We start from the raw sequence: 24,570 nt of genomic DNA, 5'->3' as shown, positions 1-24,570 counted from the left end.
TCTCGCCACCTGGCTTCATTCGTACGCTGCCAAGCGAAGTCGGCAGTCGGCGACCAGACTTTGTCGCTAGCTTGTCATTCGTGAAGGATTTTCTAGCAGCCGGCAAAGTTTGACTTCGCGGCGCAGTTTGACTGATCCGCAACATTCACCCGGTCGATAAAGACGATGTTCGCACGACCGTTAAACCAGCAGTGACTGGCAAGCCGGTCCGACGCGAGATGTTCCACGTCTTTCAGCCACGGGTTTGTCTTCGCCGCTATGTCGGAGCAAGAGTCCACGACCGAATCCGTTCTTCGCATTCAAACTGCGAAACCGGAGCTCCCGATCGATACGCCGATGCGGCGATGGATCATGCAGTGGGGAACCGCTGTGGTTGGTGGAGTCACCGCGGTCGGTGATTTGGCGATGTTCACATGGCAGATGTTCGTGTGGATGTTCACGCGAATGCCACGACGCGACACGGTCTTGGTCAATTTCTACCAGGTTGGCGTGTTGAGCCTTCCAGTGGTGGCCCTCACCGGATCGTTCATCGGAATGGTGCTGGCGGTTCAGAGTTACTACCAGTTTCACACCATCGGATTGGAAACGCATCTCGGTGTCGTGATCAACACCTCGTTGGTTCGTGAACTCGGACCGGTGTTAGCGGCGACGATGTTGGCCGGGCGTGTCGGTGGCGCGATGGCGGCGGTTCTGGGAACGATGCGTGTGACGGAACAAATCGATGCGTTGACCACGATGGGCGCCGACCCCATTCACTATTTGGTCGTGCCGCGATTCATGGCGTGTCTGCTGTTGATCCCGGCACTGACCATCGTGGCGGACTTCATGGGAATCGTCGGCGGGTACTTCTACAGCGTCATCATTCTCGGGATTGACCGTGCCGCCTACCTGCACCATTCGCGTGAAGGCGTGGTGGCATTTGATTTGTTCAACGGAATTTTCAAGAGCATTTTCTTCGGTGGCGTGATCGCAATCATCAGTTGTTATCGCGGTTTCAATTGCCAACCCGGAGCGGAAGGCGTTGGGAAAGCCGCAACGGAAGCGTTTGTGTATTCGTTCGTGATGATCCTCGCGATTGACCTGTTCTTGAACATCGTTTTGGACTGGGTGTATTTCAGTTTCTACCCGGAAGGCACGAGTCTGTTTTAGTGAGCGATTCCAACCCACCGATCGATCCATTCGAGCAAGACTCATCCGAACCGCGAGCTGAAGAATCAGCCGTCGCGGTGGCGGAGCGTCCATTGGTCGAAGTCGAAAACCTGGAAGTCACCTTTGATGGCCAAACGGTCTTAAAGGACATCGATTGCCAAATTGAACGCGGGCAAACCGTCGCCGTGATCGGTGAAAGTGGTTGCGGCAAAACCGTATTCATGAAAACGATCGTGGCGTTGGTGCAACCAACCGTCGGGCGAGTGAAGTTTGACGGTCAGGACCTATCAGGACTGAGCCCAGCGGAGTTGGCGGTTGTTCGTCGGAGATTTGGTTTTGTGTTTCAACACGCCGCGTTGTTCGACAGCATGAACATCTTCGACAACGTTGCATTTCCGATTCGACAAAACGAAGAGGGTGTCGATGAAGCCGAGATCAACGATCGAGTGCGTCAGCACATCGGCGAAGTCGGATTGCCCGAGGAAGTGATTTACAAGCGTCCGGCTGAGTTGTCGGGTGGGATGCAAAAGCGTGTCGGGTTGGCTCGCGCGTTGGTGCTGCGTCCGGAATTGGTTGTTTATGACGAACCAACCACCGGGTTGGATCCGATCATGAGCGACGTGATCAACGAATTGATTTTGAATACGCGCCGGATGTATCCGGTGACAAGCATCGTGGTCACTCACGACATGCACACCGCACGCAAAGTGGCTGACCGAGTGATGATGTTTTATCCGCGACGTCGGCTTGAACCCGACCAATCGCAAGTACTTTTTGACGCTCCACCGAGCCAACTCGAGCACGCCGAAGATCGTCGTGTACGTCAGTTTGTGCGAGGGGAAGCGGGGGATCGCATCCGCGAAATGTCTCAGGGGATGGGTTGAACCATGGATGACAGCAGACTTCGTTTTGGTGTGGGCGTGCTCGTGATCGCGGCGATTGGAATCGCGGTGATCCTCACGTTCTTGTTTGGTGCGTTCCCGGCGATTCTCAATCGCGAGTACACATTGAACGTCTATTTCCCGTCCGCCGATGGGATCAACATCAATGCGCCGGTGTATCGCGACGGCGTCAAAATCGGACGCGTCGATGACATTTGGTTGCAGGAAGAAGGGGGCGTGAGGCTCATCCTCTCAATGGACGAGAGCGTCTCGATGACGCATCAATACATTCCTCAAATTGGCATCGGGTCGCTGATCACCGGGGACTCCAAGCTGGAGTTTCGCAAAGCGGACCGGCGTGAATTGGTTGGGTTGTTTGATGACAATCCTGACTTGATCGAACAGCCCTACACCGATGGAGAACTGTTCGATTATGGGAAAAAGTTGGAAGACCCGTTCTCGTTGATTTTTGGGATGGAGGATGAACTCGTTTCCACCTTTCGAAGCGTTCGTGGTGCCGGCGATGCGATTCAAGACATCGGCAGTGATATCAAAGGGTTGGTTCGCGATGTTCGAGGCGTGATCGGGCTGAGTCCAACTGCACCGGTGTCGTCGCCATCGGTTCCGATGGGTGGCTTTCCTCAGTCGATGGCACCCGCACCAGCGTGGGCTCGGCCGATCGTTCTGGCGAGTCATTCGAGTCGGCAGGACGGTGCGTCGAAGGGTGTGATTCAACAAGTTGCGATGCAACAAACATTGCCACAGCAAGGCATGCAGCAGCCAACACTTCCTCCGCAAGGCTTCACGCCACCCCAAGGGTTTGGAACTCAGTTGGGGACACCACTACCCGCACAGCCAGGCATGCAGACTCCACCAACGATCACTCAGTTGGCCGGGGATGCATCACAAGCGGTCAAGGAGTTTAGCTTCTTGGTCCGCGACATTCGGTCAATCATTGGCGACCCTCAAATCCAGCGAAACGTGAGTGATACGGTTGATCGATTGCCAGGTGTTTTAGACGAAGTCAAAGTCACGCTCGAAGACGCTCGCGAAACGTTCGAGACCTTCCGAGAAGTTGGCGGGCAGTTCGAACAAGTTGGGATCGTCGCCGAAGATGCCGTTTCGCAAACCGCGAACGAATTGCAATCCACGCTTCGCAGTGTTCGATCGACAGCAAAGAGTTTTGAGGGCACGGCAGAGAACATCGAGGCCTTCACTGAACCGCTGGGTGAACGCGGCGGTGAGTTGATCGAGGCGGTATTGGTGAGCTTGGCCAATGTCGACAATGCGTTGGTGCAGTTGGATACGTTTGGTCGAACGCTCAACAGCAGTGATGGAACCGTACGTCGTCTGCTCGAGGATGATGAGCTGTTTTACCAAGTCCAGCGTACCGTTCAGAACATCGAAGCGGCCTCGGCACGTTTGCGTCCGATTCTCGATGACGTTCGCGTCTTCTCGGACAAGATCGCTCGTGACCCAAGGCAATTGGGCGTCCGCGGTGCGATCACCAACCGTCCCAACGGAATGGGTTTGAAGTAGACCGATTTTCAGAAGCGGTCAATCGAGCGTCTCAAGTAAACCGTGAGATCGTCTGGTAGGCGATCAAGGCGGCGACGTAAGCCAAGACGGTCATGTAGCCAAACTGGAACACAGCCCATCCCCATGAGCCGGTTTCTTTCTTGGTGACAGCTTGTGTTGGAAGGCACTGCATTGCCAAAACGAAGAAGACCAGCAGGCTAACACATGTCGCGGGCGTGAAGACTCGATTGCCTTCCGCGTCGGTGGCCGACATCAGTCGATCGTGAAGCGAGGATTCGTCCTCGGGTTCAGGTCCCAAGCCGTAGAGAATGCTGAGCGTTGAGACGACCACTTCGCGAGCGGCGAAGCTGGTCATCACACCAACGCTGGTCTTCCAGTCGAAACCAAGCGGCGCGAAAACGGGTTGAACAAACTTGCCCATCCGTCCAATCACCGCGTACTCCTGAGCGGCGAGTGCTCGACGATTTTCTAGGTCGGTCTCTTCGAGCGTTTCCGCGTTCAAGCCCGCTGTTTGCAGCTGCTCAGTGAAGCGTTCTTCCGGAAGCTTGGGATAGGTCGACAGAACCCAAATGCCAATGCTGATGGCCAGGATCACGACACCCGCGTCTCGCAGGAATCCCCATCCACGTTCATAAGCATGCCGAAGTGCGTTGCTGAGCGAAGGTGTGCGGTAAGGAGGTAAGTCCAGGATCAGTGGCGAAGCTTCACCCGGCAGGATCGATCGCTTTAGCAACCAAGCAACGAAGAAGGCGGCGACCATCCCGAGTGCGTAAGCCGATGCAAACAACAACGCGGCTGACCAAGGGCTAGACGGAAACAGCAGCGCGGCGACCATCGTGTAGACGGGAAGACGGGCCGAGCAAGTCATCAACGGAATGACCATGATCGCTGCCAAGCGGTCTCGTCGATTCGCGATGACTTTGGTGGACATGATCGCCGGGATGGCGCAGGCATGGGCAGCGAGCAATGGCACAAACGCTTGGCCAGGCAATCCGACGCGTCGCATCCAGCGATCGATCACGACGACAGCTCGCGAGAGATAACCGGAGTCCTCGAGGATGGCGAGCATGAAAAATAGAATGCAGATCTGCGGCAGGAAAATCACCACGCCGCCGATGCCAGCCAAAATTCCATCGGTGATCAAGCTGTTCAGGTCGCCTTCGGGTAACCAGCCACCGACCTTCTCCGTCACCAATCCGAACGTGGCGTCAAGCCATTCCATCGGATACTGCGCGAGGTAAAACACCGACGCGAACGCGGCAACCATCACGGCGACAAAGATCACCGGGCCGAGGAAGCGATGGGTGGTGACCTGATCAACCCGGTCCGTCCATTCTTCCGATGCGACGTATCCGGTTCGAGTGCTTTCGCGAGCGAGAGTCGACGCCCAGCGATGGCCATCGGCGAACGGGCAAACTCCGCATGCACCGCACTCAATTTCAGCCGGCTCGGCTTCAGCACCCAGCACAACCATTTTTCGCGGGTGCAGCAATTGCCGAAGGTTGGATTTCAGTTCGTCCAGGCCTTCGCCGGTACGAGCCGAGACACCAATGACGGGGCAGCCAAGTTTTTGTGAAAGGACATCCAAGTCGACGTCGACGCCACTCTTGCGAGCCAGTTCGATCATGTTGACGGCGACCAGCGTCGGCCGTCCGCATTGGATTGCTTCGCGGGCTACGGCGAGGCTGCGTTGGAGATTGGTCGCGTCGACCACGACCAGCACGCCCTCGGGAGGGCATTCGGATTCACCGGTGATGAATGCTCGAGCAATTTGTTCTTCGGGAGATGACGCCGTCAGCGAATACAGACCGGGCAAGTCAACCAACGTGCACGATTGACCCTCGTTCAAATCCGCGGTGCCGGTGCGTCGGTCCACGGTTGTCCCTGCGAAGTTGGAAGTCTTCGCCAGCAGGTTGGTCAGTCGGTTGAAGAGAGATGTTTTGCCGACGTTGGGGTTGCCGACCATGGCAACCACTCGAGCTTGGCAAAGCTGTTGGGCGGAGGCATCTTCAGAAGAGTTGCACGGAGCAACCGGTGAAACGCTCATCCGTCAGTGGCTCGAACGAAGATCTGTTGAGCGATCTCCCCAGCAACGGCGATCCGACTTCCTGCTGCTTTCAGGATCAGCGGATTGCCTCGGCGAGACAACTGGACCAACTGACCTTCAAACAAACCCAACGCTTTCAAACGCGAAGCGCAGTTTTCGGGCAAGTCCAAACGAACGATTTCGGCACTGTTGGACCCGCAACGGTCCAGGGCGAGTTCAGCGATCAAGTCATCACCTGTAAATGAGAACGGTTCTCGATTGCGTCCACTTTAGATCTTCGAGCGACCGGTGGGTAGTGGGACGTTTCTCCGAATGTGCACAAATTTTGCAGTTCAATTGTTCACAACGGATCTTTCATTCAACACCGGCATCGAGGCATCGTCAGACACAAAAGCAGCTATTTGTCGTCCAATGAGTCGCAGTAATTAGCGAATCGCCCCCGGTGGGGGGAGCGAGTTGGCCTCAGAATACGCCGGTACGGTCGTTCGCAGTGATGATACGTTGGCACTGTGAGGTTTGAGCGTTTCGATCAACAAGCGGATTTCGATATGCTTCCAAGTTGCTCGCAGCTTGTCTTTGTCCGCCGGTTTGTCGGACCCTTTCTTCTTTCTCTTTATCGCGCGAGTACTTTTCCTTCGTTTGGCTGATTGATATGTCGCATGCAACGGTTTCGAGTTTGGATGAGGTCCACATTTTGCTGGTGGAAGACAACGAAATCGATGTGATGGCGTTTCAACGCGGAATCAAAAAAAACGATGTCCCCAATCCACTGACGGTGGCAGAAAACGGTCAAGAAGCTCTAGATATTCTGCGAGGAGAGCATCCCGACAAATCGATCGGGCCCCATCGGATGGTCTTTCTTGATCTGAACATGCCAATCATGACCGGCGTGGAGTTTCTCGAGGAGATCCGCCGCGACCCGGAACTTTGTTCGACCGTCGTTTTCGTGCTGACGACATCTGATCATGAAGTGGACTTGGTCGCGGCCTACAAGAAAAACGTTGCCGGCTACATCTTGAAGTCACGCGTCGGTGATGCGTGCCGGAATCTTCACGATCTGATTCGATCCTATTGGCGGATCGTTGTGATTCCGTAACACGCAAGCGTGGTTGGGCGGATTGCTTCGCCCGGGCGGCTGGTTCAGTTCAGCCAGTCGAGTTCAACGTCGTCGATGATCAAGGAATTTGAAACATCGTTTCCAAAGTCTTTGAATCGATCGAGTTGCCAGACAACTTTCTTCGTTGAGGGTTCCAGCTCAATCAGAATGGGGTGTCCGGGGCCAGCGTGGCAATTGCCGATCACGTAGTTGCCATTTTCTAGAATCTGCAGCGTCGTGACCCAAGCCAAGCGGATTCCGGGGAGATCGTTTTGATGGATCTCCCAGGCAATCTTCTTGTTCGGAGTGACCTCGAGGACACTGTGCCCGTTCCCGGACGCGATCAGCGTGTTGCCGTTGTCCATTCGCAACGCAGCAAACAACCGGTTGCCGAATGCCTCTGGGCCGTGACCACGAGCGGATTGTTTGCCGAACAAAGGTACTTCATATTCCCACACCACGTCGCCATCGCGATTGTATTCGCGAGCCTTGCCATCAGCTTCGTGTGCGACCAAGTAGTTGCCGGAGTCGAGGCGACGTACCAAACGAGTGTCGGTGTGTGCGTTGGGTTTTTCTACCTGCAAGGCAATTTGATGAACGATGTTTCCGTCACGATCGACCTCGATCAGTCGTTGAGCACCGGACTCGGCGATCATTAGATTGCCGTTGGGGAGAGGCTCAAACGCGTGGACTTCGATTTGTTTACCCGCGTTGCCACCCTGTTTCCCGCAATCGTAGCTCCATACGACTGACTTTGTGCTCGGGTCGATTTCAACCACGGTTGCCGGGCCTTGCCGAGTCAGGATGTGACCGTTTGGCAGCAGGTGGAGATCGTGAATGCCGCCCCAATCCATTTGCCATCCGATGGAACCGTCCGGTTCGACGACGACCAGACCTTTCTTGCCGTGCAGCAGCACGCGGTGTTGAGCGGTTGTTTCTTCGGCCGACACGGGGCTGGTTTGCATCGCAAAACCAATCAGCGTTGCGGCGATGACCGGCAAGAACGCTCGGCGAGTGGTTGGGAACTGGAGTGCCGCGGTCGTCGTCTGGGACGAGCCGGTCAAAGCGGGCAAATTCAGAATCATGGGGACGTGCTTCTGCAAGGAGGGATTTGGGAAGGGATCTTAGCGATCGGTTCCGATGATAGACGAATCCGCTAGTCGGGAGGCATCGTTGGGGAAGAATTACGCAATCCTGTGTTTGCGAAGATGGCAGGGTTGCACGTGGCAAGAAAACTGAGGGTTGAATCCGATTTGTTGTGGGTCGGGCGAATTCTGCGGGGAGCCGATCAGGTATTACGGCCGCTGGTTGCCACTTTTGTGCAGCGATTCGGTCGCTCCTGCCGATCTTTGCCCGAACAGCCGGTTCCTTGTGCTAGCCTGCACGCCCTCACCGAAGCAGGGGCCGGTCAACGAAACGGCAAACTGCCAACCGTGCAGAAACCGGGCGGTCGCCCTAGCAGCTTTGACGACTATCCGATATGCTCCCCCGCTTCGTTTTTCGAAAATCACCATCCAACCAGTGTTGATGCCCTCATGGGAACCAAAATCAAAACGCACAAAGGGACCAAAAAACGGTTCCGTCTGTCGGCCAAAGGCAAGGCGATGCACCGTCAAAGCGGTACCAGCCACTTGGCCAAGGGTTTGAGCAAAAAACGTCGTCGTAACCTGCGTGGAACCACCGCAGTTGCTGAGTGCATGGAACCAACCATTCACGCAGCTCTGAACGGCCACAGCTACTAATTCGACCTGACTTACACTTCATTTCCACCACGGAATCCTACGGCCACCTGGTTGGGCGGAACTTCGGAGATTGAACGGTCGCGTTGACCTTTTCTTTCTGCCGGGGCCTGAATCAGGACGACCCGAAAGATCACCACAGCATTTAGGAATTCAATTCGATGCGTACGACCAAAGGTGCCGCTCGCCGGCAATCTAAGAAGCGTCTTTTTAAACGAGCCAAAGGTTTTCGCGGTGGCCGCGGGAATCTGACGCGTACCGTCAAAGAAACCCTGCTCCGTTCGGGCGCATTCGCATTCCGCGACCGTCGCGTCCGTAAACGTGAATTCCGCAAGCTGTGGATCATTCGGATCAACGCCGCCGTCAAGCAACACGGATTGCGCTACAGTGAGTTCATCCACGGCCTGAACAAAGCCGGGATCCAACTCGATCGCAAATCGTTGTCGGAAATGGCGATTCATGACGCCGCCGGCTTCAAGCAGGTTTGCGACAAGGTCAAAGAGACTCTGGCAGCTTAAGTCGCCATCATGTCACTCGATCAATTCCTCACCCGGCTGGATCAACTCCAGTCGGACGCTGATTCCGCGTTCACTTCGGCTTCCGATGCGGCAGCGCTCGAGGAAGCTCGCGTGACGTTTTTGGGTGCCAAGAAAGGTCAGCTCAAAGACATTCAAAAAATGCTCGGCGGGATCGAAAAGGCTGACAAGCCTGCCGCCGGCGCGAAGCTGAATGCCGTCAAGTCGGCCATCAACGCTGCGTTCGAAGACGCCCAGCAGAACCTTTCCGGAGGGGATGATTCAGGGGCGGACCCAACCTTCGACCCTACCCTGCCTGGAACTCGGCCGTCGCTCGGGCACATTCACCCGATCACCCAAACGATCAGTCACCTGACTGAGATCATGGGGCGGATGGGATTTGAGGTTGCCGAAGGTCCCGAAGTCGAAGATCCCTGGCACAACTTCGTCGCGTTGAACATCCCGGAAGATCACCCCGCTCGTGATCCACTGGACAACTTCTATCTGGCGACCGCGAAAGATCCGTCGGGCAAAAGCTCAGTGAGTGCCGGTGATGAAGGCTCTCAGTTGCTGCGGAGCCAAACCAGCACGGTTCAGATTCGCGTGATGAAACAGGTTGAGCCGCCGATCCGAATCATTTCGCTCGGACGTGTCTATCGACCCGACGCACCGGACGCGACGCACTTTCCGATGTTCCATCAGATGGAAGGGTTGCTGGTCGACACGAACGTGACGATGGCCAACTTGAAGACCGTCCTGCGTGTTTTCGCGAACAACTATCTTGGCGAAGACGTTGAGATTCGCTTCCGCCCATCGTTCTTCCCGTTCACCGAACCCAGCGTCGAAGTCGACTTCCTGTGGAACGGAACGTGGATTGAATTTGGCGGTGCCGGGATGATCGATCCCAACGTGTTCGCTGCCGTTGGTTATGACCCAGAAAAGGTCAGCGGATTCGCCTTCGGGCTCGGCGTCGAACGCCTGTGCATGCGACGTCACGGAATCACCGACATTCGTGACTTGTACAGCGGCGACTTGCGATTCTTGAAACAGTTTTGAGTATTCGGAACGTGGTTGGCGCGAGCTGGGTTTAGCTTCAGTCGACTGACTTTGAAGAAGCAACTCGCGGTCCGAATTCTGGCGAATCCGGCTACCGGCTTTCGCTCGTGTGAAGACACAGTCGACGCCACGTTCTGTGATGCCTAGCAACATATTCCCTTCCGACTTCAACTTCTGCCCACTTCGCTCTCATGCTTGTTTCTTGGAAATGGTTGTCGCGATACGTTGACATGACGCTGTCCCACGATGAGTTGGTTGATCGGCTCAGTCTGTCTGGGTTGAATCACGAAGGCAGCGAGACCGTCGACGGCGATGTCGTAATCGATTTGGAAGTCACCAGCAACCGCGGTGATTGCCTGGGGCACATTGGTGTGGCTCGTGAGATAGCGGCACTCACGGATCAAAAGCTGAAGATCCCAACGATCGAATACCAAGAGTCCGGCTCGGCGGTGGATGATTCGCTTGCAGTTACCAATGAGATGCCCGAAGCCTGCCCTCGCTACACCGCTCGAGTGATTCGCGGCGTCAAGGTCGGCGACAGCCCCGAGTGGTTGCAGGAGTCGTTGAAGGCCGTTGGCATTGGCGTGGTCAACAACGTCGTCGACGTGACCAATTACGTGATGATGGAATGTGGCCAACCGCTTCACGCGTTCGATCTCGCGAAAGTCGGCGAGGGCAAAATCGTTGTTCGCCCAGGCAAAGAGAAGGAACAACTCGAGGCCATCGATCACCGCAATTACGACCTGAATGATTCGACTTGCGTGATCGCGGATTCGTCCGCCGCGTTGGCCGTTGGCGGTGTGATGGGCGGAGCATCTTCGGAAGTCACCGAAGCGACGGCCGACATCGTTTTGGAAGCTGCTGAGTTTGTGCCGCTGTCAGTTCGCCGAACGGCGCGTCGATTGAAGCTGCACAGTCCATCGTCGTTCCGGTTTGAACGTCGCGTGGATCCAGTTGGGATTGATTGGGCCAGTCGCCGAGCGTGTCAGTTGATCACCGAGATCGCTGGTGGATCGGTGGCACCGGGCGTCATCGACACCGCGCCGGAGATTCCCGCTCGCGAGACCGTGTTGCTGCGTCCCAAAAGAGTGGCGGCATTGTTGGGTTTGGAAATCGAAACCGCGGAGCTGGACAAAATCTTGCGTTCGCTCGGTTGCGAGGTTTCCGCCTTCGCTGATGGGTTGCAGTGCGTCCCTCCAAGCTGGCGTCATGATTTGACTCGCGAGGTCGATTTGATCGAAGAGGTCGCACGAATTCACGGCTACGATCAGATCCCGGAGGACTCTCCGATTCCAGTTGCTCCTAGCAGCAAGCGTCGTTTTGACACGGCGATGGAACGCATTCGTGGTGTGTTGACCGCGGCTGGAATCAGCGAAGCGATGACGCCAAGTGTGGTCACCGAAAAGCTGGATCAGATGATCTCGCCTTGGACGGAGTTGCCTGCACTGCAAACTCGCACGTCGATGTTAGAAGGTGCCCGGACATTGCGACGATCGTTGATTCCAAGTTTGCTGCAAAGCCGCGCCGCGAACTGGGCTTCGGCCAGTTTGGTCGCGGACTTGTTCGAGATCGCTCACGTTTACTTGCCCGCACCGGCGGGAAGCGACAGCGCGTTGCTGCCGGATGAGACTTATCACATTGGATTGATTGCCGGCGAAGACTTCTTTGCTCTTAAAGGCACCATTGAAACGCTTTGCGATCGCTTGGGCATCCCTGGTGAATTGACCGTCGGTCCCGTGCAGCGAGATGGTTTTGCCAAGGGTGGTGCCGTTGAGCTGACGCTAGTCGGTGACGATGCCAAAGAGCCGTTGCGTTTGGGCTTCCTGGGTTTTGTCGATGGCAAGTTGGTCAAGCAATGGAAGTTGACCGGCCGTGTTGTCGCCGCGGAATTGTCGGCTGACGTGTTGGTCAATCAATCGCGATTGGTACCGCAGCAGCAGGCGGTCAGTTCATTCCCATCGATTCAGCGTGACCTCAATTTGGTGTTGCCGGAATCGGTGCGTTGGAACGAGTTGGCCGGGTTGGTTCGCAAGGCGGCGAAGGAACGTTTAGCGGATCTGACCTATCGCGAAACGTATCGCAACGAAAAGGTCGACGGCCCGAACAAGAAACGCGTGTTGTTCTCGATGGAACTGCAGAGCCAGACGGAGACGCTCAGCGGCGGCGATGCCGATTCGATCATCAATGAGTTGGTCGCGTCCTGCGAAAAACAGCTCGAAGCCGTATTGCTTCGCTAGATCGCTCTCAGATTTCCGTAGGCCATGTTTGACATGGCGTGGTGAATGGCTGGCAGGTTTGGAGCTTGCCGGTGAGGTGATTGGACGCCTCGCTTTGTTCCAAAGCATCGGCTGGGTGCCAGGTAATAACCTGGCCTACCTGGGCGCGGAAGGTTTGTCTGCAATTTGCAATTTGAAATTGTCAATTTAGCTTTTTGATTTCCGCCCACGAACCGCCGCGTATGTAGGCCATGTTTCACATGGCGTGGTGAATGGCTGGCAAGTTTGGAGCTTGCAGGTGAGGTGATTGGACGCCTCGCTTTGTTCCAAAGCATCGGCTGGGTGCCAGGTAATGACCTGGCCTACTTGGCGCGGAAGCTCTATCTGCAATTTAAAATTGTCAGTTTGACTTTTTCAATCTCCGCGTTCGAGCCGCCGCCTGTGTAGGCCATGTTCGACATGGCGAGGTGAATGGCCGGTAGGTTTGTGAGGTTGCTGGTGAGGTGATCGGACGCCTCGCTTTGTTCCAAAGCATCGGCTGGGTGCCAGGTAATAACCTGGCCTACTTGGGGGCAGAAGCTCTGTCTGCAATTTGCAATTTAAAATTGTCAATTTGACTTTTTCAATCTCCGCGTTCGAAGCTTCGCCTCCGAATCGCCGCGAAACGATCACCGCCAAGCATCCAACCAACCGGCGCGCCCTCTCTTCCTGGCAAACCTGCCTCTTTCCTGAGCGTCACCCTCTTTCAGTCGCTACATTCGATTCAATCCACTCCGGAAGCGAATGAATTGTTGGAAAACTGCCCCCCGGCTTTCTTCGCGGGCTAGGGTTTCAAGCAGCGTTTCGCTGTCGAGTTCGGGTGACATTTAGGTCAGGTTGAACGAAACATTTCCCTTGGAGGTAGCAGCGTGTTTTTCTTGGTTGGGTTGATGATGGGAGTCGGCTTCTATGCCGTGCTCAAAGTCCTGGTCGGGTGTTTGTACACCGTTCGGCCGGACCAGCGTGCGGTGGTCACGACCTTTGGGGCGGTCAAACGCCTCGGGGCAGGTTCCGATGGTCAAGCTCTCTCGGACGACGAGCGAGAACGCTATGAGTACCCGCAGGTCGAAGTGATCGGTCCCGGTGGTCCCTACTTCAAGTTGCCTTGGCAACGAGTTCACAAGGTCAGCGTCGCGACGCAAACCGTCGATTTGACTTGGGACCCATCCAAGGCTCAAAGCACGATCGAGGCGGTCACAAAAGACAACCTCACCACGGGAGTCAACGGCCAGATTCGCTATCGGATCAGTGAAAACAATCTGTACCCGTACTTGTTCGGCGTGGAGAGTCCGCTGGAGCACGTGATGGGATACTTCGTCTCAGTGCTTCGAGAACGGATCGCGAATTTTGTTGATCCCAAGGGGCAAAGCTTGTTGGCCGATGCGGTGGCGGAAACCGAAGCCATCGCCGGGACCGGTGAAGATGGTGTGGAATCCAAAACGAGTGCCGTGGAGCTTTCAGAAGGCGTTTCGATCAATGATTTGCGGAAGAATTTGCCGCTGTTGAATCAGTACATGGAAGAACAGTGCCGTTCGACAACGGGACGCTACGGCATTGAGCTGGATGCCGCTTTGATCACCGAAATTGATCCGCCCGCCGAAGTCGACCGGGCGTTGTCCGCGATCAATAGCACACGCAACCAAGTCGCCGCTGACATCAGCACCGCGCGTGCGGATTCGGAACAGCAGATCACGATGAGTGCTCGCGCGGTGGAGATTGCGACGAACAATGCCCAAGCCGAAGTGGCACCGCTTCATGAACTCGCCGGGACATTGATCAGCATCAAGTCCGAGGGCGGATCGGATTGCTTGAAGGCTTACTTGCGGAACCTTCGTGTGCCGTTGTTCAAACGCACCGAACGTATTTATCAAACCGAATCAAATATTGAAGGGAATGCATAAGATGGATGTTCTTGGTTTTGTTCCCGGCTTTGTTTTCGGGTTGATGTTGGTTCCGATCCTGCTCGGATTCGCTCGTTTCTTTGGTTTGTATTGCTGCGTCGCTGAATGCGAGTCGCAGGTGTTCACTCTGTTCGGCAAAGTGTTGGGCGAGATCAAAACGCCCGGTTTGCAATTCCCTTTGGTTCACTTTGGTGCCAAGGCGATGTTGATTCCTTTCTTTGGAAAGAAGTACGTCGTCGACACCGCGCTGCGTCAGCACTACTTGCGCAGCCAAATGGTCAACTCGGAAGAAGGCACGCCGATGGGCGTGGGGATTTGGTACGAAATGCAGGTGCAAGATCCGATTGCGTTCTTATTCACCAATGCGAACCCAGACGGTTCGTTGCAAGCCAACGTGACCAGTTCGACGATCTCGACGCTCAGCAACTTGGAAATGGAAAAGATGCTCGAGGATCGGCACAGTCTTTCCCGAACTGTCCGGCAGGCGGTGTCGCCTCTGTCAGAAAAGTGGGGCTATCGGTTGGGTTCGGTTTACATCCGAAAGGTTGCCTTTACCGATCGCCATATGGTCGAGAACATCACCGAAAAGGTCGTCAAACGATTGGTTCAGGTGACCAGTGCGATGAAGCAAGACGGCGAAAACCGTGTGGGTTTGATCAAGAGTGAGACCGCACTGAAGGTGTCGAGTAAGATGGCTGAAGCCGCTGCGGCGCGTCCGAGCGTCGTGGGTGAAAAACTGAACGAGATCGCCAAGCGAGATCCTGAAATCCTGGAAGCGGTGCTTCAAGTGATGGAGGCTGAGAATTTGCTTGAGTCGGGTGCTTCGGTCAGTGTTTTGCCAAACTCGGCGAATGTTTTGATTCAAGCCAACTGAGCTTGCTCGTAGAGACTGCCCAACACGCGATTTGAAATTCGATGCCGTTCACTCCGACACATGTTGCAGCGGCAATTCCAATCGCGTGGATGGCAAAGTGGCGTTTGCCGTTCTCTGCTCTCGCGATCGGGTGCATGGTGCCCGACGCGGGCGTCTTCTTTCCGATGCTGTTTGACTACGAATCGTTTCACAGCATTCGTGGGCTGTTCATCGACTGCGTTCCGGTCGGCGTCGCCGCGTACTTTGTTTATCACTTGCTGATCAAGCAGCCTGTGGTGGAGTTGCTGCCGGGACCGTTGAGGACCAAGGTGCGGCCGATTGCGGATCGTCCGGTGTCGGTGGAGTGGCAATCGATTTTGTTGGTTGCGGTTTGCGTTTTGGTCGGTGCGTCGACCCATGTGCTTTGGGATTCGTTCACGCACCAGCATCGATGGGGATCGATGATCGCGATACCGTTTTTATCTTCGGAAGCGTTCTCGATCTCGGGGCGCATTGTGCGTTGGTACGCGGTGGCTCAACACTTGTCGTCGCTGTTCTTGTTGCCACCCATGGGCGTGTTCGCTCTGAGGTGGTTGTGGAAGCAGCCCGAAGGCGGTCCGGAACCCAAGCGAACGCGTATCCCGGATTCGGTCACGCTGTCGGTGATGGCGGTGGCGTGTTTGTTGATGTTGGTTCACGCGTCGTGGGTGTATGCCGTGCATTCGGACTACGGCGTTGCGTTTGCGCTTCGTCAAAGCGTGATGATCTTCGGTGCATTGATGATTGTGGCGCTGGTTGTTTACAGCGTCGTCATGCACACGATTTGGTCGCGTGCGGAAGCGTCTTCTGATCAATAGACGTGCGAGTCCGTGAACCTGTAGCACGATGGTCTCCATCGTGAACGATGGTCTGGTTCTCAGTGCTCGTCTCGGTGGGGGGCCACCGAGCTACAGTTGATGGTGCAGGCGAGTGATCAGTCGTTGACGATCAATCGTTCCGCTGTTCGTGCCAGTTCCAGGAACTCAGCTCGGAGGCCGTGTTCGTCATCGCCCTTGGCATTCGTCGCGGTGGCGATCACGTCGTCCATCGTCCATGTTCCAGCGTGGGTGCTGTTGCGAAGTTGCATCCCGAAAACGGCGACCGCCACGGCGAATTGGAAGTCGGTGTCGGCTTCCTGGAAGGGCACGCTTTCGTTGACCAGCGGAAATGCGAGCTTCTCGCTGACGTCGCCTTGCGGTGGCTTGTGACGAATCTTCAGCGTCAGAATTTCCTTTGTCGCTGACTCGTCAGAGTCCTTGGGAACTCGAGGTTCGTTTGCCTCCTGAGAATCGGGATTTTCCTCGCCACTGGGTTGATACTTCAGTGGATCGACATCGGGTGCAATGGAATCGGGAAGCTTGCCGACCGGAGCGATCTCGTACAGAGCCGTCACGCGGTGCCCGGCTCCAATTTCACCAGCGTCGACCTTGTCGTCGTTGAAGTCTTCCTTTGCCAAGACCCGGTTTTCGTAACCAATCAATCGGTAGGCCGAGACGACCGCGGGATTGAACTCGATTTGGATCTTCACGTCTTTGGCGACCGTGAACAGCGTTCCGGCGACCTGATCCGCGAGGACCTTTTTGGCTTCGGCGATGGTGTCGACGAAAGCGTAGTTGCCTGCGCCGGAGTTGGAGATGCGTTCCATCATGGCGTCGTTGTGGTTACCCATTCCGAAACCCAGCACGGTCAACTCGGTGCCCGATTTGGATTGGCGAGTCGCTTCGGCAACCAATTGATCGGTGCCCGTCATTCCGACATTGAAGTCGCCATCGCTGCACAGGATGACTCGGTTCACGCCGTCCTCGATGAAGTTTTCTCGGGCGGTTTGGTAAGCGAGTTGCAAACCGGCACCACCGTTGGTGCTGCCACCGGCCGAGAGAGCTGACAGGGCGCGAATGATCTTCTTCTTTTGCTTGACCGGGGTCGAGTCCAGCACCAATCCCGAAGAGCCCGCGTAGACCACGATCGCCACACGATCTCTGTTTTTCAGTTGGTCGAGCAGCACCTTCATGCCTTCGATGACCAACGGCAGTTTATTGGGACGCTTCATCGATCCGCTGGTGTCGATCAAGAACACCAAGTTGCAACGCGGGCGTTCTTTGCGGTCGATGTCTTTGGCTTGGATGCCAACTCGCACCAACCGATTGTTTTCATTCCATGGGCAGGAGGCGACCGCCATTGCGGAAGAGAACGGAACGGGATCTTCAGCCGATGGGGGCGTGTACTGGTAATCGAAATAGTTGATCAGTTCTTCGATGCGAACCGAGTCGGGACGTGGCAGTTGGCCTCGTTGCAGGTAGCTGCGGACTTTCGCGTAGCTGGCGGTGTCAACGTCGATGGAAAACGTGCTGAGCGCATCATCGGCGACGCGTCGGAATTCGTTTTCTTGGATCGGTTCGAATTTGTCACCTGACATGCCAGGCCCCTGGCCTTCGCCATCGGGTGTGGGTGGCAAGATGGCCAGTCGGTCTGATGTCGGTGCCAGTTCCTCGGTTTCTCCCAGTTGGCGTTCGAGCGTACGTCCCCGCGAAGCACGGAAGTCAAATTGCTGACGCCCAAGCTGTTCCGGAACGGGAGCCACTGCAAAGTCGCCCACCACTGGTTTTCCAGCTGAGGGTTCGCGGGGGGCGGTTGGCGCCTCGTCTTTCGGGGCAGTAAACGAAAGGGGGGAATTGGCAGACAATGAGCCGTCTTCGCGAGCGAAGCGAGGAGTCACGCTGCTGTCGACCGACGCACCGCCCATTCCTCCGCCCATCATTCCCATGCCCATGTCGTCCATTGCCGGGCCAGCCATCTGCATGTCCATGTCCATCTCCATAGCCATGCCGCCCATCGTCATGGAGTCCATTCCCATGTCCATCGCTGGGTCCTCAGCTCGCTTGGCTCGTCTCGACCTTACGGCTCGCTCGTTCGCCGAAGAAAGCGAGGACTCGGCAATGGTTCGTGGGCTCGCATCCGATGAAGTGGCTTCGGCGGCAGGCGATATTCCTGAGACTCGGCTGGCTGCTTGCAAGCCAAAGGACTCGCCCTCGGCCTTCGTTTCCGTTGGCATTGATTTGGCAGCGGAACCGTCGAATGATTGGTAAACCATCTCGACATCTTCGAGTTGCATCTCTTCATCCATCACCATCGTGTCCGAAAATTCGGGACCCGATTGATCGGTGGCGATATCGCCTGTTGATGGTTGGTGATTGAAGGCTGTTTCTCGTGAACTCTGGATCGTTGGGATCGAAAGTCCAACAAGGATTCCAACGACGCTGGCCGCGACTGCCCACTGAACCCATTTCGCTTGGTACCAAGCAGTGCCAGCAGTCAAACCCGTCGCAGCCTTCTCGTCTGCCGCTGGAACCGTTTCGCTTTCGCGGACGATGCTTTCGACTCGGTTGGATTCCAGTGGTGGGACCGCGGCGGAGTGGAAGAACGACTCGACTTGCTCGGTGACCGCGCGAGCTTCTTCAACGGCGGTGGCGAGTTCAGGGTTGGCGTTCATCTCTTCGGTGAACTGAGCGGCTTCGTTCTCAGGCAGTTCGCCCAGAACGAATGCCGTGACGCGAGGGTCGTCCCACGGAGGAGAAGTGGATGAATTGGACATGATCGATGATCCGATGACGGAAGAATGAATTGGAAGAAGTGGTCAGGCTTCAGGTGACGGCCAGACCATCGCGAAGCGACTTGACGGCTTGATGAAGATGAAAGCCGACGTTGCTGACGGTCATGCCGGTGACGTCAGCGATTTCTCGGTAACTCAGTCCAGCCTGCATTCGAAGCTGGATGACTTCGCGTTGTCGGGGCGATAGCGTTTCAATCGAAGCCGCGATTTGTTCGTGGGCCTCGTGGTCTTGGGCCACCGCGTCGGGACGCGGGGCGGGATCGATGACGGCGACCGCGTCAGGATCCAATCGGTCAGGGGATCGTTTGCGTTGCATGTCAATCACTCGTGAGCGGCAGACGGTGAACAGCCATGGGGCCAAACGGTCGACCAAATCGTTCGGCCGTTTGCGACACAATTGCAAAAACGTTTCTTGCACGGCGTCTTGGGCGGCGGTGCGATCCGCCAACATCCCGGTGGCATATGCCAACAAAGGACGCTGGAACTGGTCGACGACCTCGGCGATCCACTCGGTATTCCGAGTCCCAGAAGAATCCTGTCCGGACGAATCCGGTTCGGACGCACCTGGATCGACGAGGTCCTCGGCCGCGGACATGGAGGCCGGTTGACTCATGGCGGTTCATTGCGAGAGGAAGAAAAGGGAGGCGAATCGTGCCGCCTCCGTGTACTCAACGAGTGGGGGGCGGATTTCTTAGGAGGATGGCAGAAAAAGATTGGGAAGATTCAGGGGTGCCGTAACTCCGCGTTGCTCCGGTACGGCCTACTTGGCTATTTCAATCTTCGCCATTGTCGGGGGCACCAGGCCCCTCAACCCTGAAAACAGCTCCTCTCGACGATTTAGCGGGTCGACTGCTATGGTGTGCGGTCTCTTTTAGCAGTCTGCCTCCCCACCCACCGGCCATTTCGCGGATTCTGACGTGATATTGATTCTGAAAAACGGCGCGACCGACGATCAGATCGACCATGTGCTCCAAAAGGTCGAGTCGATGGGGTTCCAGACGCACCTCAGCCGCGGGACGTTTCGCACGATCATCGGCATGATTGGTGACGAGAGTCTCACCACCGAACAACAGCTTCAATCGATCCCCGGCGTGCATCAAGTCGTTCCCGTTTTGCCCCCTTACAAATTGGCCTCCCGAGAAGCTCACCCTGAATCCAGCGTCATCGACGTGTCGGGTGTGGAGATCGGTGGAGGCAACCTGGCCATGATCGCTGGGCCGTGCAGCGTCGAAGATCGCGACCGGATGATGCGGATCGGCGAGAGCGTCGTCAAATCAGGAGCCAACCTTTTTCGCGGTGGAGCTTACAAGCCGCGAACCAGCCCCTACGCGTTTCAAGGTTTAGGCGAAGCCGGCCTGAAGATCCTGCGGGAAGTCGGCGATGCGTTTGGTGTGCCGGTTGTGACCGAGATCACCGACCCACGAAATGTGGAGTTGGTGGCGGAGTATTCCGACATGCTGCAGGTCGGTGCTCGCAACATGCAGAACTTTGTGTTGCTGACCGAGGTCGGCAAAACCAAACGCCCCGTCCTGCTCAAACGTGGGATGGCGGCGACGATTCAAGACTTGCTGATGAGCGCCGAGTACGTGCTCTCACAAGGCAACCCTGACGTGGTGCTCTGCGAACGCGGCATCAAGAGTTTCGATCCATCGACTCGGAACCTTTACGACGTCGCTGCTGTGCCGGCTGTCCAAGGTTTGACGCATTTGCCGATCATTGTTGATCCGTCGCACGCCACGGGCCGGCCGGATTTGATTCCGCCGTGTGCGTTGGCCGGATTAGCCGCGGGTGCGGATGGCGTGCACATCGAAGTCCATGATTGTCCCGAAGAAGCCAAAAGCGACGGGGCTCAAGCCTTGTTGCCCGAACAATACAACGAGATCGTTCAGAAGATGGCCGCGATGGCTGAACTACTGGGCAAAACGATCTCACCTCTTCCGAACTCAACCACTAAACACACCCCGCCAACCGAGGCCCTCGCGTGAGTCGTCGCATTCTGATTGCTGGTAACTGGAAAATGAACATGCGTGCCGAGTCCGGCGCGTCGCTTGCCAAAGGCATTGTCGACGCGGTTGGCAAGTCGCCCGCTGTCGAAGTCGTTTTGTGCCCCCCGTCGGTTTACCTGAGTGGCGTGGCGGACGCGGTCGTTGGGACTCCCGTGGAATTGGGGGCACAGAACCTGTACGCCGCCGAAGACGGTGCCTTCACCGGTGAAGTCAACGCGTCGATGTTGACCGACGTCGGTTGTCGATTTGTGATTCTGGGGCACAGCGAGCGTCGCCAATTGATGGGCGAAACGGACGCTTGTGTCGCGAAAAAGCTGCACGCCGCGTTGGCTGGCAACTTGGTTCCGATCGTTTGCGTGGGCGAAACCCTCGAACAACGCGAAGCGGACGACACCGAATCGGTCATCGAAACGCAAATTCGCGGGTCGCTGGAAGGTTTGGACGAAGCTCGCGCCGCGAATATTGTCATCGCCTACGAGCCCGTTTGGGCGATCGGGACTGGCAAAACTGCTAGCAAAGAGCAAGCTGAAGCGGTTCACGCCTTCATTCGTGAGCTTTTGGGAAAAATGTTCTCGACCGAAGTCGCCGAACAAATCCGAATTCAGTACGGTGGCAGTGTGAAACCGGGCAACGCAGAAGAATTGTTGTCCCAACCTAATATCGACGGGGCTCTCGTCGGCGGGTCAAGCTTGAAAGTGGATGATTTCGCTGGAATCATCAAAGCGGCTCCCTCCGCCTGATCTGACTTCGTATTCGTTCCCACAACCTTTCCATTTCAACGGACTGTTCGCCGTGAGTGTCGCTTTCGATTCTTTGCTCCAACCCGCGTCGTTGGTCAATCAACTGATTCCCGCCCTGCCCTTGGCCTCGTTCATGAGCGTCGTGCTGGGTTGGTTGATGGCGTTTTTGTCGGTGTTCTTGATCTTGCTGATCTTGATCCAACGCGGCAAAGGCGGTGGATTGACTGGAGCCCTGGGGGGACCCGGTGGTCAGTCCGCGTTTGGCAGCAAGGCTGGTGACACATTTACCGCAATCACCGTCGGCACCGCCGCCGTGTGGGCACTGGTTTGTGCGTTCGCCATGTATCAATTGGGAGCTCACACTCCCGCCGTCGCCGACACCAGTGATTCGCAAATTCAGTCGGGACCTGGCGATGACGTCGAAGACATCACCAGCGGATTGGTTGTTCCGACGGGGGCTGATCGCGATGAAGCCAGCGATCTGGAAGCTGCCATTGATTCATTTGGTTCGTTGTCCTCGGGCGATTCCGATGCAGCTGAATCGGCCGAAGAAGCTGAACCAGAAGCGGCTGAAACGACCGAAGCTGAAACCACTTCGGATGAGGAAACTCCGTGACGCAGGCGTCTCTTCGCACGCAAGTAAATTCCTCTTCACCGCACGGCGGGTCGCCCTACCCTTCGCTGCGCAGCATGACCGGCCAGGGCCGGGGCGAAACCTCCACTGCCGCCGGTTCGGTCGTCACTGAGATTCGCTCGGTCAACAATCGTGGGCTGAAGATCATTCTCCGTACCAGTGATTCGGTTTCGGAGTTTGAGCCCAAAATGGAGGCATTGGTCCGTCAGCATTTGCATCGTGGCAGCGTCACGGTGCAGGTGCGGTTCACGCCGCCACCCGGAGCTGATCTGCCTCGCATCAATGCCGATGTGGTGCGTTCGTACGCCGAACAACTGGCGCAAGTCGCTGATTCTTTGGCGATGGGTGATGCCGTCACCTCAACCAACATTGATTTGGCTCACCTGATGCAGATGCCAGGTGTGCTGGAATCGCCTTCTGCCGGATCGCAGAACCGATCGTCCGATGAGCAAGCTTTGGCGGCCAAGTGGTCACTGGTTCAGGAAAGCATTGAATCGGCACTGGATCGGTTCAAGCAGATGCGATCGGATGAAGCCATCGCGATGGCCGAATCGATCGAGCAAGACATGACGCTGATTCAGGCTCGCTGCGAGGAAATCGCCAAACGCAGTCCTCAGGTTGTGGCTCGATACCAAGAGCGTTTGCGAGAACGCATCGAAAAGGCATTGTCTGAGAACGGATTGTCGGTGGGCGACCCGGTGGATTTGATCCGAGAAGTCCAACTTTTCGCGGACCGATCCGATATCAGCGAAGAACTAACGCGGTTGGGAAGTCATTTGGGACTGATGAGAGGCGTTTTGGCTGGCGACTCGGCGGAGACGGCTTCTAGCGAATCGGGCAGTCGCGGGGAAGCGGTCGGGCGAAAGCTTGATTTCATTATTCAGGAGCTCAATCGCGAAACCAACACCATCGGCAGCAAAGCCGGCGACGCGGAAATTGCTGAGCACGTGGTGGAGATCAAGTGCGCGATCGAACGCATGCGTGAACTCGTTCAGAATCTGGAGTAACCGTCGAATATGAACGATCCTTCTTGCTCATCCGCCGACGAGACTGCCCATCCTGGCCGTCTGGTCATCATTTCTGGGCCCAGCGGTGCGGGAAAGTCGACGGTTGTGAAGCAATTGATGAAACGTTGCGACGTGCCGTTGCAACTCAGCGTTTCCGCCACGACTCGCGAGCCTCGTCCGGGCGAAATCCACGGGCAAGACTACTTTTTCCTGTCCCACGAGGAATTCGAACGCCGCCGAAAGCTGAATGACTTTGTCGAATGCAAGCAAGTTTTCAGCATGGGACAGTGGTATGGCACACTAAAGGACCAAGTTGCCACTGGCCTGAATGCCGGGAAATGGGTAATTTTAGAGATTGATGTGCAAGGCGCGATGGCGGTCCTGGATGACCCTCACTACCGCCCCGTGACGATCTTTGTGCATCCCGGCAGCATGGAAGAGTTGGAACGACGGTTGCGAAACCGTGGCACCGAATCAGAATCTTCTCTGACTGCTCGACTCGAAACCGCCGCGGCTGAGATGCAATGCTTGAGCCGTTATCAATACGAAATCATCAATGAATCGGTCGACAACGCTGTCACCGAAATTTGCCAGATCTTACTGGATCAAAGGAAAACGACGCCGTGCTCGAAGAACTGAAAGAAGAAGAAATCGTCAACAAGATCGGTGGCCGTTTCAAACTCAGCACCTTGATCCAGAAACGTCTCGTCCAGCTCAACCAGGGCAGCCGAGCGTTGGTCAGCGTGGACACGCACGACAAAATGTCGATCGTGTTGCAAGAAATTGTCCAGGACAAGATCTTTCTGAACATGGAAAACGAGATCGAAACGGTCGACGACCTCGATGCCATCGTTGCCGCTAGCGAAGCTCCTGAACTGGATCCTTCGGACCTGTAATGGAACCCAAGACGCGGCGGATTCTGTTGGCGATTGGTGGTGGAATCGCCGCGTACAAAGCGGCCGACCTGTGCAGCAAATTGGCACAGGCTGGCCATCAAGTTCAGGTGGTCACATCCCGAGCGGCCACCGAATTCATCGGTGATGCGACCTTGGCGGCGCTTTCGGGCCGTCCGGTCGTTCATGAAGTCTTTGATGCGAGATTTCCGCTGGGCAGCCACATCGAGCTGACTCGCGAAATTGACGCGATGGTTGTGGCACCCGCGACCGCGAATTTGCTGGCTCAGTTCGCTCAGGGAATGGCGTCGGATCTGATCAGCACGTTGTATCTGCAGAACACCAGTCCGGTGTTGCTGGCACCCGCGATGAGCGATCCGATGTGGAACCACGTGGCGGTTCAGCGAAATGTGCAAACGCTTCAGGAGGATGGTTGCCATCTGGTCGGACCCGAGGACGGTTGGCTCAGTTGCCGCGTCAAAGGTACCGGTCGTATGAGTGAACCAGTCACCATTTTGAAGACGTTGGAAGCATTGTTCACCGATCGCGCAGCGCAAATCGACTGAAAGCGGACGTACCGTGCGACAATGCGTCGCCAATGAAATCGGTT

At 56.1% G+C, this 24,570-nt stretch carries 26 protein-coding genes and 3 pseudogenes; 18 read left to right on the top strand and 11 right to left on the bottom strand.

What is annotated here, in order from left to right:
• The first annotated feature begins 258 nt into the window (after window positions 1-258).
• The 3 genes from RB_RS14560 to RB_RS14550 are packed head-to-tail and all read left to right on the top strand — an operon-like array spanning window position 259 to window position 3,569.
• A complete protein-coding gene (locus RB_RS14560; protein ID WP_011121261.1) occupies window positions 259-1,149 on the top strand; it encodes an MlaE family ABC transporter permease in 891 nt (296 codons plus the stop codon).
• Window positions 1,149-2,033, top strand: a complete 885-nt coding sequence (locus tag RB_RS14555) for an ABC transporter ATP-binding protein (RefSeq protein WP_007332037.1) — start codon at window positions 1,149-1,151, stop codon at window positions 2,031-2,033. The genes RB_RS14560 and RB_RS14555 overlap by 1 nt, the downstream gene beginning before the upstream one ends.
• Window positions 2,034-2,036: 3 nt before the next feature.
• The gene (locus RB_RS14550; RefSeq protein ID WP_011121260.1) at window positions 2,037-3,569 is read left to right on the top strand and encodes an MlaD family protein; all 1,533 of its coding nucleotides are present in this window, start codon (window positions 2,037-2,039) and stop codon (window positions 3,567-3,569) included.
• Window positions 3,570-3,600: 31 nt separating this feature from the next.
• Here RB_RS14550 and feoB read toward each other — a convergent pair whose 3' ends face one another.
• Complete coding sequence (gene feoB, locus RB_RS14545; RefSeq protein ID WP_007326708.1) at window positions 3,601-5,616, bottom strand: ferrous iron transporter B; 2,016 nt, start codon at window positions 5,614-5,616, stop codon at window positions 3,601-3,603.
• Complete coding sequence (locus tag RB_RS14540) at window positions 5,613-5,843, bottom strand: FeoA family protein (protein WP_007326709.1); 231 nt, start codon at window positions 5,841-5,843, stop codon at window positions 5,613-5,615. Before RB_RS14540 ends, feoB begins: the two co-directional genes overlap by 4 nt.
• A gap of 425 nt (window positions 5,844-6,268) precedes the next feature.
• Here RB_RS14540 and RB_RS14535 point away from each other — a divergent pair, with 425 nt between their 5' ends.
• The gene (locus RB_RS14535; protein ID WP_007326711.1) at window positions 6,269-6,712 is read left to right on the top strand and encodes a response regulator; all 444 of its coding nucleotides are present in this window, start codon (window positions 6,269-6,271) and stop codon (window positions 6,710-6,712) included.
• A 44-nt stretch (window positions 6,713-6,756) separates the two neighbouring features.
• Here RB_RS14535 and RB_RS14530 read toward each other — a convergent pair whose 3' ends face one another.
• Window positions 6,757-7,797, bottom strand: a complete 1,041-nt coding sequence (locus RB_RS14530) for a PQQ-binding-like beta-propeller repeat protein (protein WP_011121256.1) — start codon at window positions 7,795-7,797, stop codon at window positions 6,757-6,759.
• A gap of 450 nt (window positions 7,798-8,247) precedes the next feature.
• Here RB_RS14530 and rpmI point away from each other — a divergent pair, with 450 nt between their 5' ends.
• From rpmI to pheT, 4 genes are all read left to right on the top strand, one after another.
• A complete protein-coding gene (gene rpmI / locus RB_RS14525; protein ID WP_007332031.1) occupies window positions 8,248-8,454 on the top strand; it encodes a 50S ribosomal protein L35 in 207 nt (68 codons plus the stop codon).
• 158 nt (window positions 8,455-8,612) lie between these two features.
• Window positions 8,613-8,969: a 50S ribosomal protein L20 gene (rplT, locus tag RB_RS14520; RefSeq protein WP_007332030.1), complete on the top strand. Its 357-nt coding sequence runs from the start codon at window positions 8,613-8,615 to the stop codon at window positions 8,967-8,969.
• A gap of 9 nt (window positions 8,970-8,978) precedes the next feature.
• Window positions 8,979-10,022: a phenylalanine--tRNA ligase subunit alpha gene (gene pheS / locus RB_RS14515; RefSeq protein WP_011121253.1), complete on the top strand. Its 1,044-nt coding sequence runs from the start codon at window positions 8,979-8,981 to the stop codon at window positions 10,020-10,022.
• 191 nt (window positions 10,023-10,213) lie between these two features.
• Complete coding sequence (gene pheT, locus RB_RS14510) at window positions 10,214-12,259, top strand: phenylalanine--tRNA ligase subunit beta (RefSeq protein ID WP_011121251.1); 2,046 nt, start codon at window positions 10,214-10,216, stop codon at window positions 12,257-12,259.
• Window positions 12,260-12,266: 7 nt separating this feature from the next.
• Here pheT and RB_RS28595 read toward each other — a convergent pair whose 3' ends face one another.
• From RB_RS28595 to RB_RS28570, 6 genes and pseudogenes are all read right to left on the bottom strand, one after another.
• Complete coding sequence (locus RB_RS28595; protein ID WP_390174743.1) at window positions 12,267-12,362, bottom strand: hypothetical protein; 96 nt, start codon at window positions 12,360-12,362, stop codon at window positions 12,267-12,269.
• 106 nt (window positions 12,363-12,468) lie between these two features.
• Window positions 12,469-12,513 (bottom strand): annotated as a pseudogene (locus RB_RS28590) (hypothetical protein); the annotation flags it as partial.
• Window positions 12,495-12,587, bottom strand: coding sequence for a hypothetical protein (locus RB_RS28585; RefSeq protein ID WP_390175265.1), 93 nt, complete (start codon window positions 12,585-12,587; stop codon window positions 12,495-12,497). The pseudogene RB_RS28590 and the gene RB_RS28585, both read right to left, overlap by 19 nt.
• 51 nt (window positions 12,588-12,638) lie before the next feature.
• Window positions 12,639-12,746 carry a hypothetical protein gene (locus tag RB_RS28580; protein WP_390175263.1) on the bottom strand — a complete coding sequence of 36 codons (108 nt, stop codon included), beginning with the start codon at window positions 12,744-12,746 and terminating at the stop codon, window positions 12,639-12,641.
• Window positions 12,737-12,787 (bottom strand): annotated as a pseudogene (locus RB_RS28575) (DUF1589 domain-containing protein); the annotation flags it as partial. The gene RB_RS28580 and the pseudogene RB_RS28575, both read right to left, overlap by 10 nt.
• A pseudogene (locus RB_RS28570) lies at window positions 12,786-12,837 on the bottom strand (hypothetical protein); the annotation flags it as partial. The pseudogenes RB_RS28575 and RB_RS28570, both read right to left, overlap by 2 nt.
• Before the next feature lie 309 nt (window positions 12,838-13,146).
• Here RB_RS28570 and RB_RS14495 point away from each other — a divergent pair.
• From RB_RS14495 to RB_RS14485, 3 genes are read left to right on the top strand one after another with little or no spacing between them, the layout of a single operon-like run.
• Window positions 13,147-14,178: an SPFH domain-containing protein gene (locus RB_RS14495; protein WP_007332028.1), complete on the top strand. Its 1,032-nt coding sequence runs from the start codon at window positions 13,147-13,149 to the stop codon at window positions 14,176-14,178.
• Window position 14,179: 1 nt separating this feature from the next.
• Window positions 14,180-15,052 carry an SPFH domain-containing protein gene (locus RB_RS14490; RefSeq protein ID WP_007326720.1) on the top strand — a complete coding sequence of 291 codons (873 nt, stop codon included), beginning with the start codon at window positions 14,180-14,182 and terminating at the stop codon, window positions 15,050-15,052.
• Window positions 15,053-15,093: 41 nt separating this feature from the next.
• The gene (locus RB_RS14485; protein ID WP_007332026.1) at window positions 15,094-15,888 is read left to right on the top strand and encodes a DUF4184 family protein; all 795 of its coding nucleotides are present in this window, start codon (window positions 15,094-15,096) and stop codon (window positions 15,886-15,888) included.
• Between the two features lie 116 nt (window positions 15,889-16,004).
• Here the strand turns inward: RB_RS14485 and RB_RS14480 are convergent, their stop codons facing one another.
• Both RB_RS14480 and RB_RS14475 read right to left on the bottom strand, forming a co-directional pair.
• Window positions 16,005-18,662: a VWA domain-containing protein gene (locus RB_RS14480; RefSeq protein ID WP_011121245.1), complete on the bottom strand. Its 2,658-nt coding sequence runs from the start codon at window positions 18,660-18,662 to the stop codon at window positions 16,005-16,007.
• Window positions 18,663-18,711: 49 nt separating this feature from the next.
• Window positions 18,712-19,293, bottom strand: a complete 582-nt coding sequence (locus RB_RS14475; protein WP_011121244.1) for an RNA polymerase sigma factor — start codon at window positions 19,291-19,293, stop codon at window positions 18,712-18,714.
• A 304-nt stretch (window positions 19,294-19,597) separates the two neighbouring features.
• Here RB_RS14475 and aroF point away from each other — a divergent pair, with 304 nt between their 5' ends.
• From aroF to RB_RS14440, 7 genes are all read left to right on the top strand, one after another.
• On the top strand, window positions 19,598-20,665 hold the full coding sequence (aroF, locus tag RB_RS14470) for a 3-deoxy-7-phosphoheptulonate synthase (protein ID WP_011121242.1): 1,068 nt from the start codon (window positions 19,598-19,600) through the stop codon (window positions 20,663-20,665).
• A complete protein-coding gene (tpiA, locus tag RB_RS14465) occupies window positions 20,662-21,426 on the top strand; it encodes a triose-phosphate isomerase (protein ID WP_011121241.1) in 765 nt (254 codons plus the stop codon). The genes aroF and tpiA overlap by 4 nt, the downstream gene beginning before the upstream one ends.
• 52 nt (window positions 21,427-21,478) lie before the next feature.
• Entirely contained in the window at window positions 21,479-22,042 is a 564-nt protein-coding gene (gene secG / locus RB_RS14460; RefSeq protein ID WP_164922037.1) for a preprotein translocase subunit SecG, read from the top strand.
• A 74-nt stretch (window positions 22,043-22,116) separates the two neighbouring features.
• Entirely contained in the window at window positions 22,117-23,067 is a 951-nt protein-coding gene (locus RB_RS14455; protein ID WP_164922036.1) for a YicC/YloC family endoribonuclease, read from the top strand.
• Window positions 23,068-23,076: 9 nt separating this feature from the next.
• Window positions 23,077-23,706: a guanylate kinase gene (gene gmk / locus RB_RS14450; RefSeq protein WP_007326728.1), complete on the top strand. Its 630-nt coding sequence runs from the start codon at window positions 23,077-23,079 to the stop codon at window positions 23,704-23,706.
• Entirely contained in the window at window positions 23,691-23,963 is a 273-nt protein-coding gene (locus tag RB_RS14445; protein ID WP_007326729.1) for a DNA-directed RNA polymerase subunit omega, read from the top strand. Before gmk ends, RB_RS14445 begins: the two co-directional genes overlap by 16 nt.
• Window positions 23,963-24,526 carry a phosphopantothenoylcysteine decarboxylase gene (locus tag RB_RS14440; protein ID WP_011121238.1) on the top strand — a complete coding sequence of 188 codons (564 nt, stop codon included), beginning with the start codon at window positions 23,963-23,965 and terminating at the stop codon, window positions 24,524-24,526. Before RB_RS14445 ends, RB_RS14440 begins: the two co-directional genes overlap by 1 nt.
• The last annotated feature ends 44 nt before the right edge of the window (window positions 24,527-24,570 follow it).

It is taken from the genome of Rhodopirellula baltica SH 1 (assembly GCF_000196115.1).
Taxonomy (GTDB): domain Bacteria; phylum Planctomycetota; class Planctomycetia; order Pirellulales; family Pirellulaceae; genus Rhodopirellula; species Rhodopirellula baltica.
Note: the sequence above shows the minus strand (reverse complement) of the source record. Positions and strands in the feature narration are given on the sequence as shown.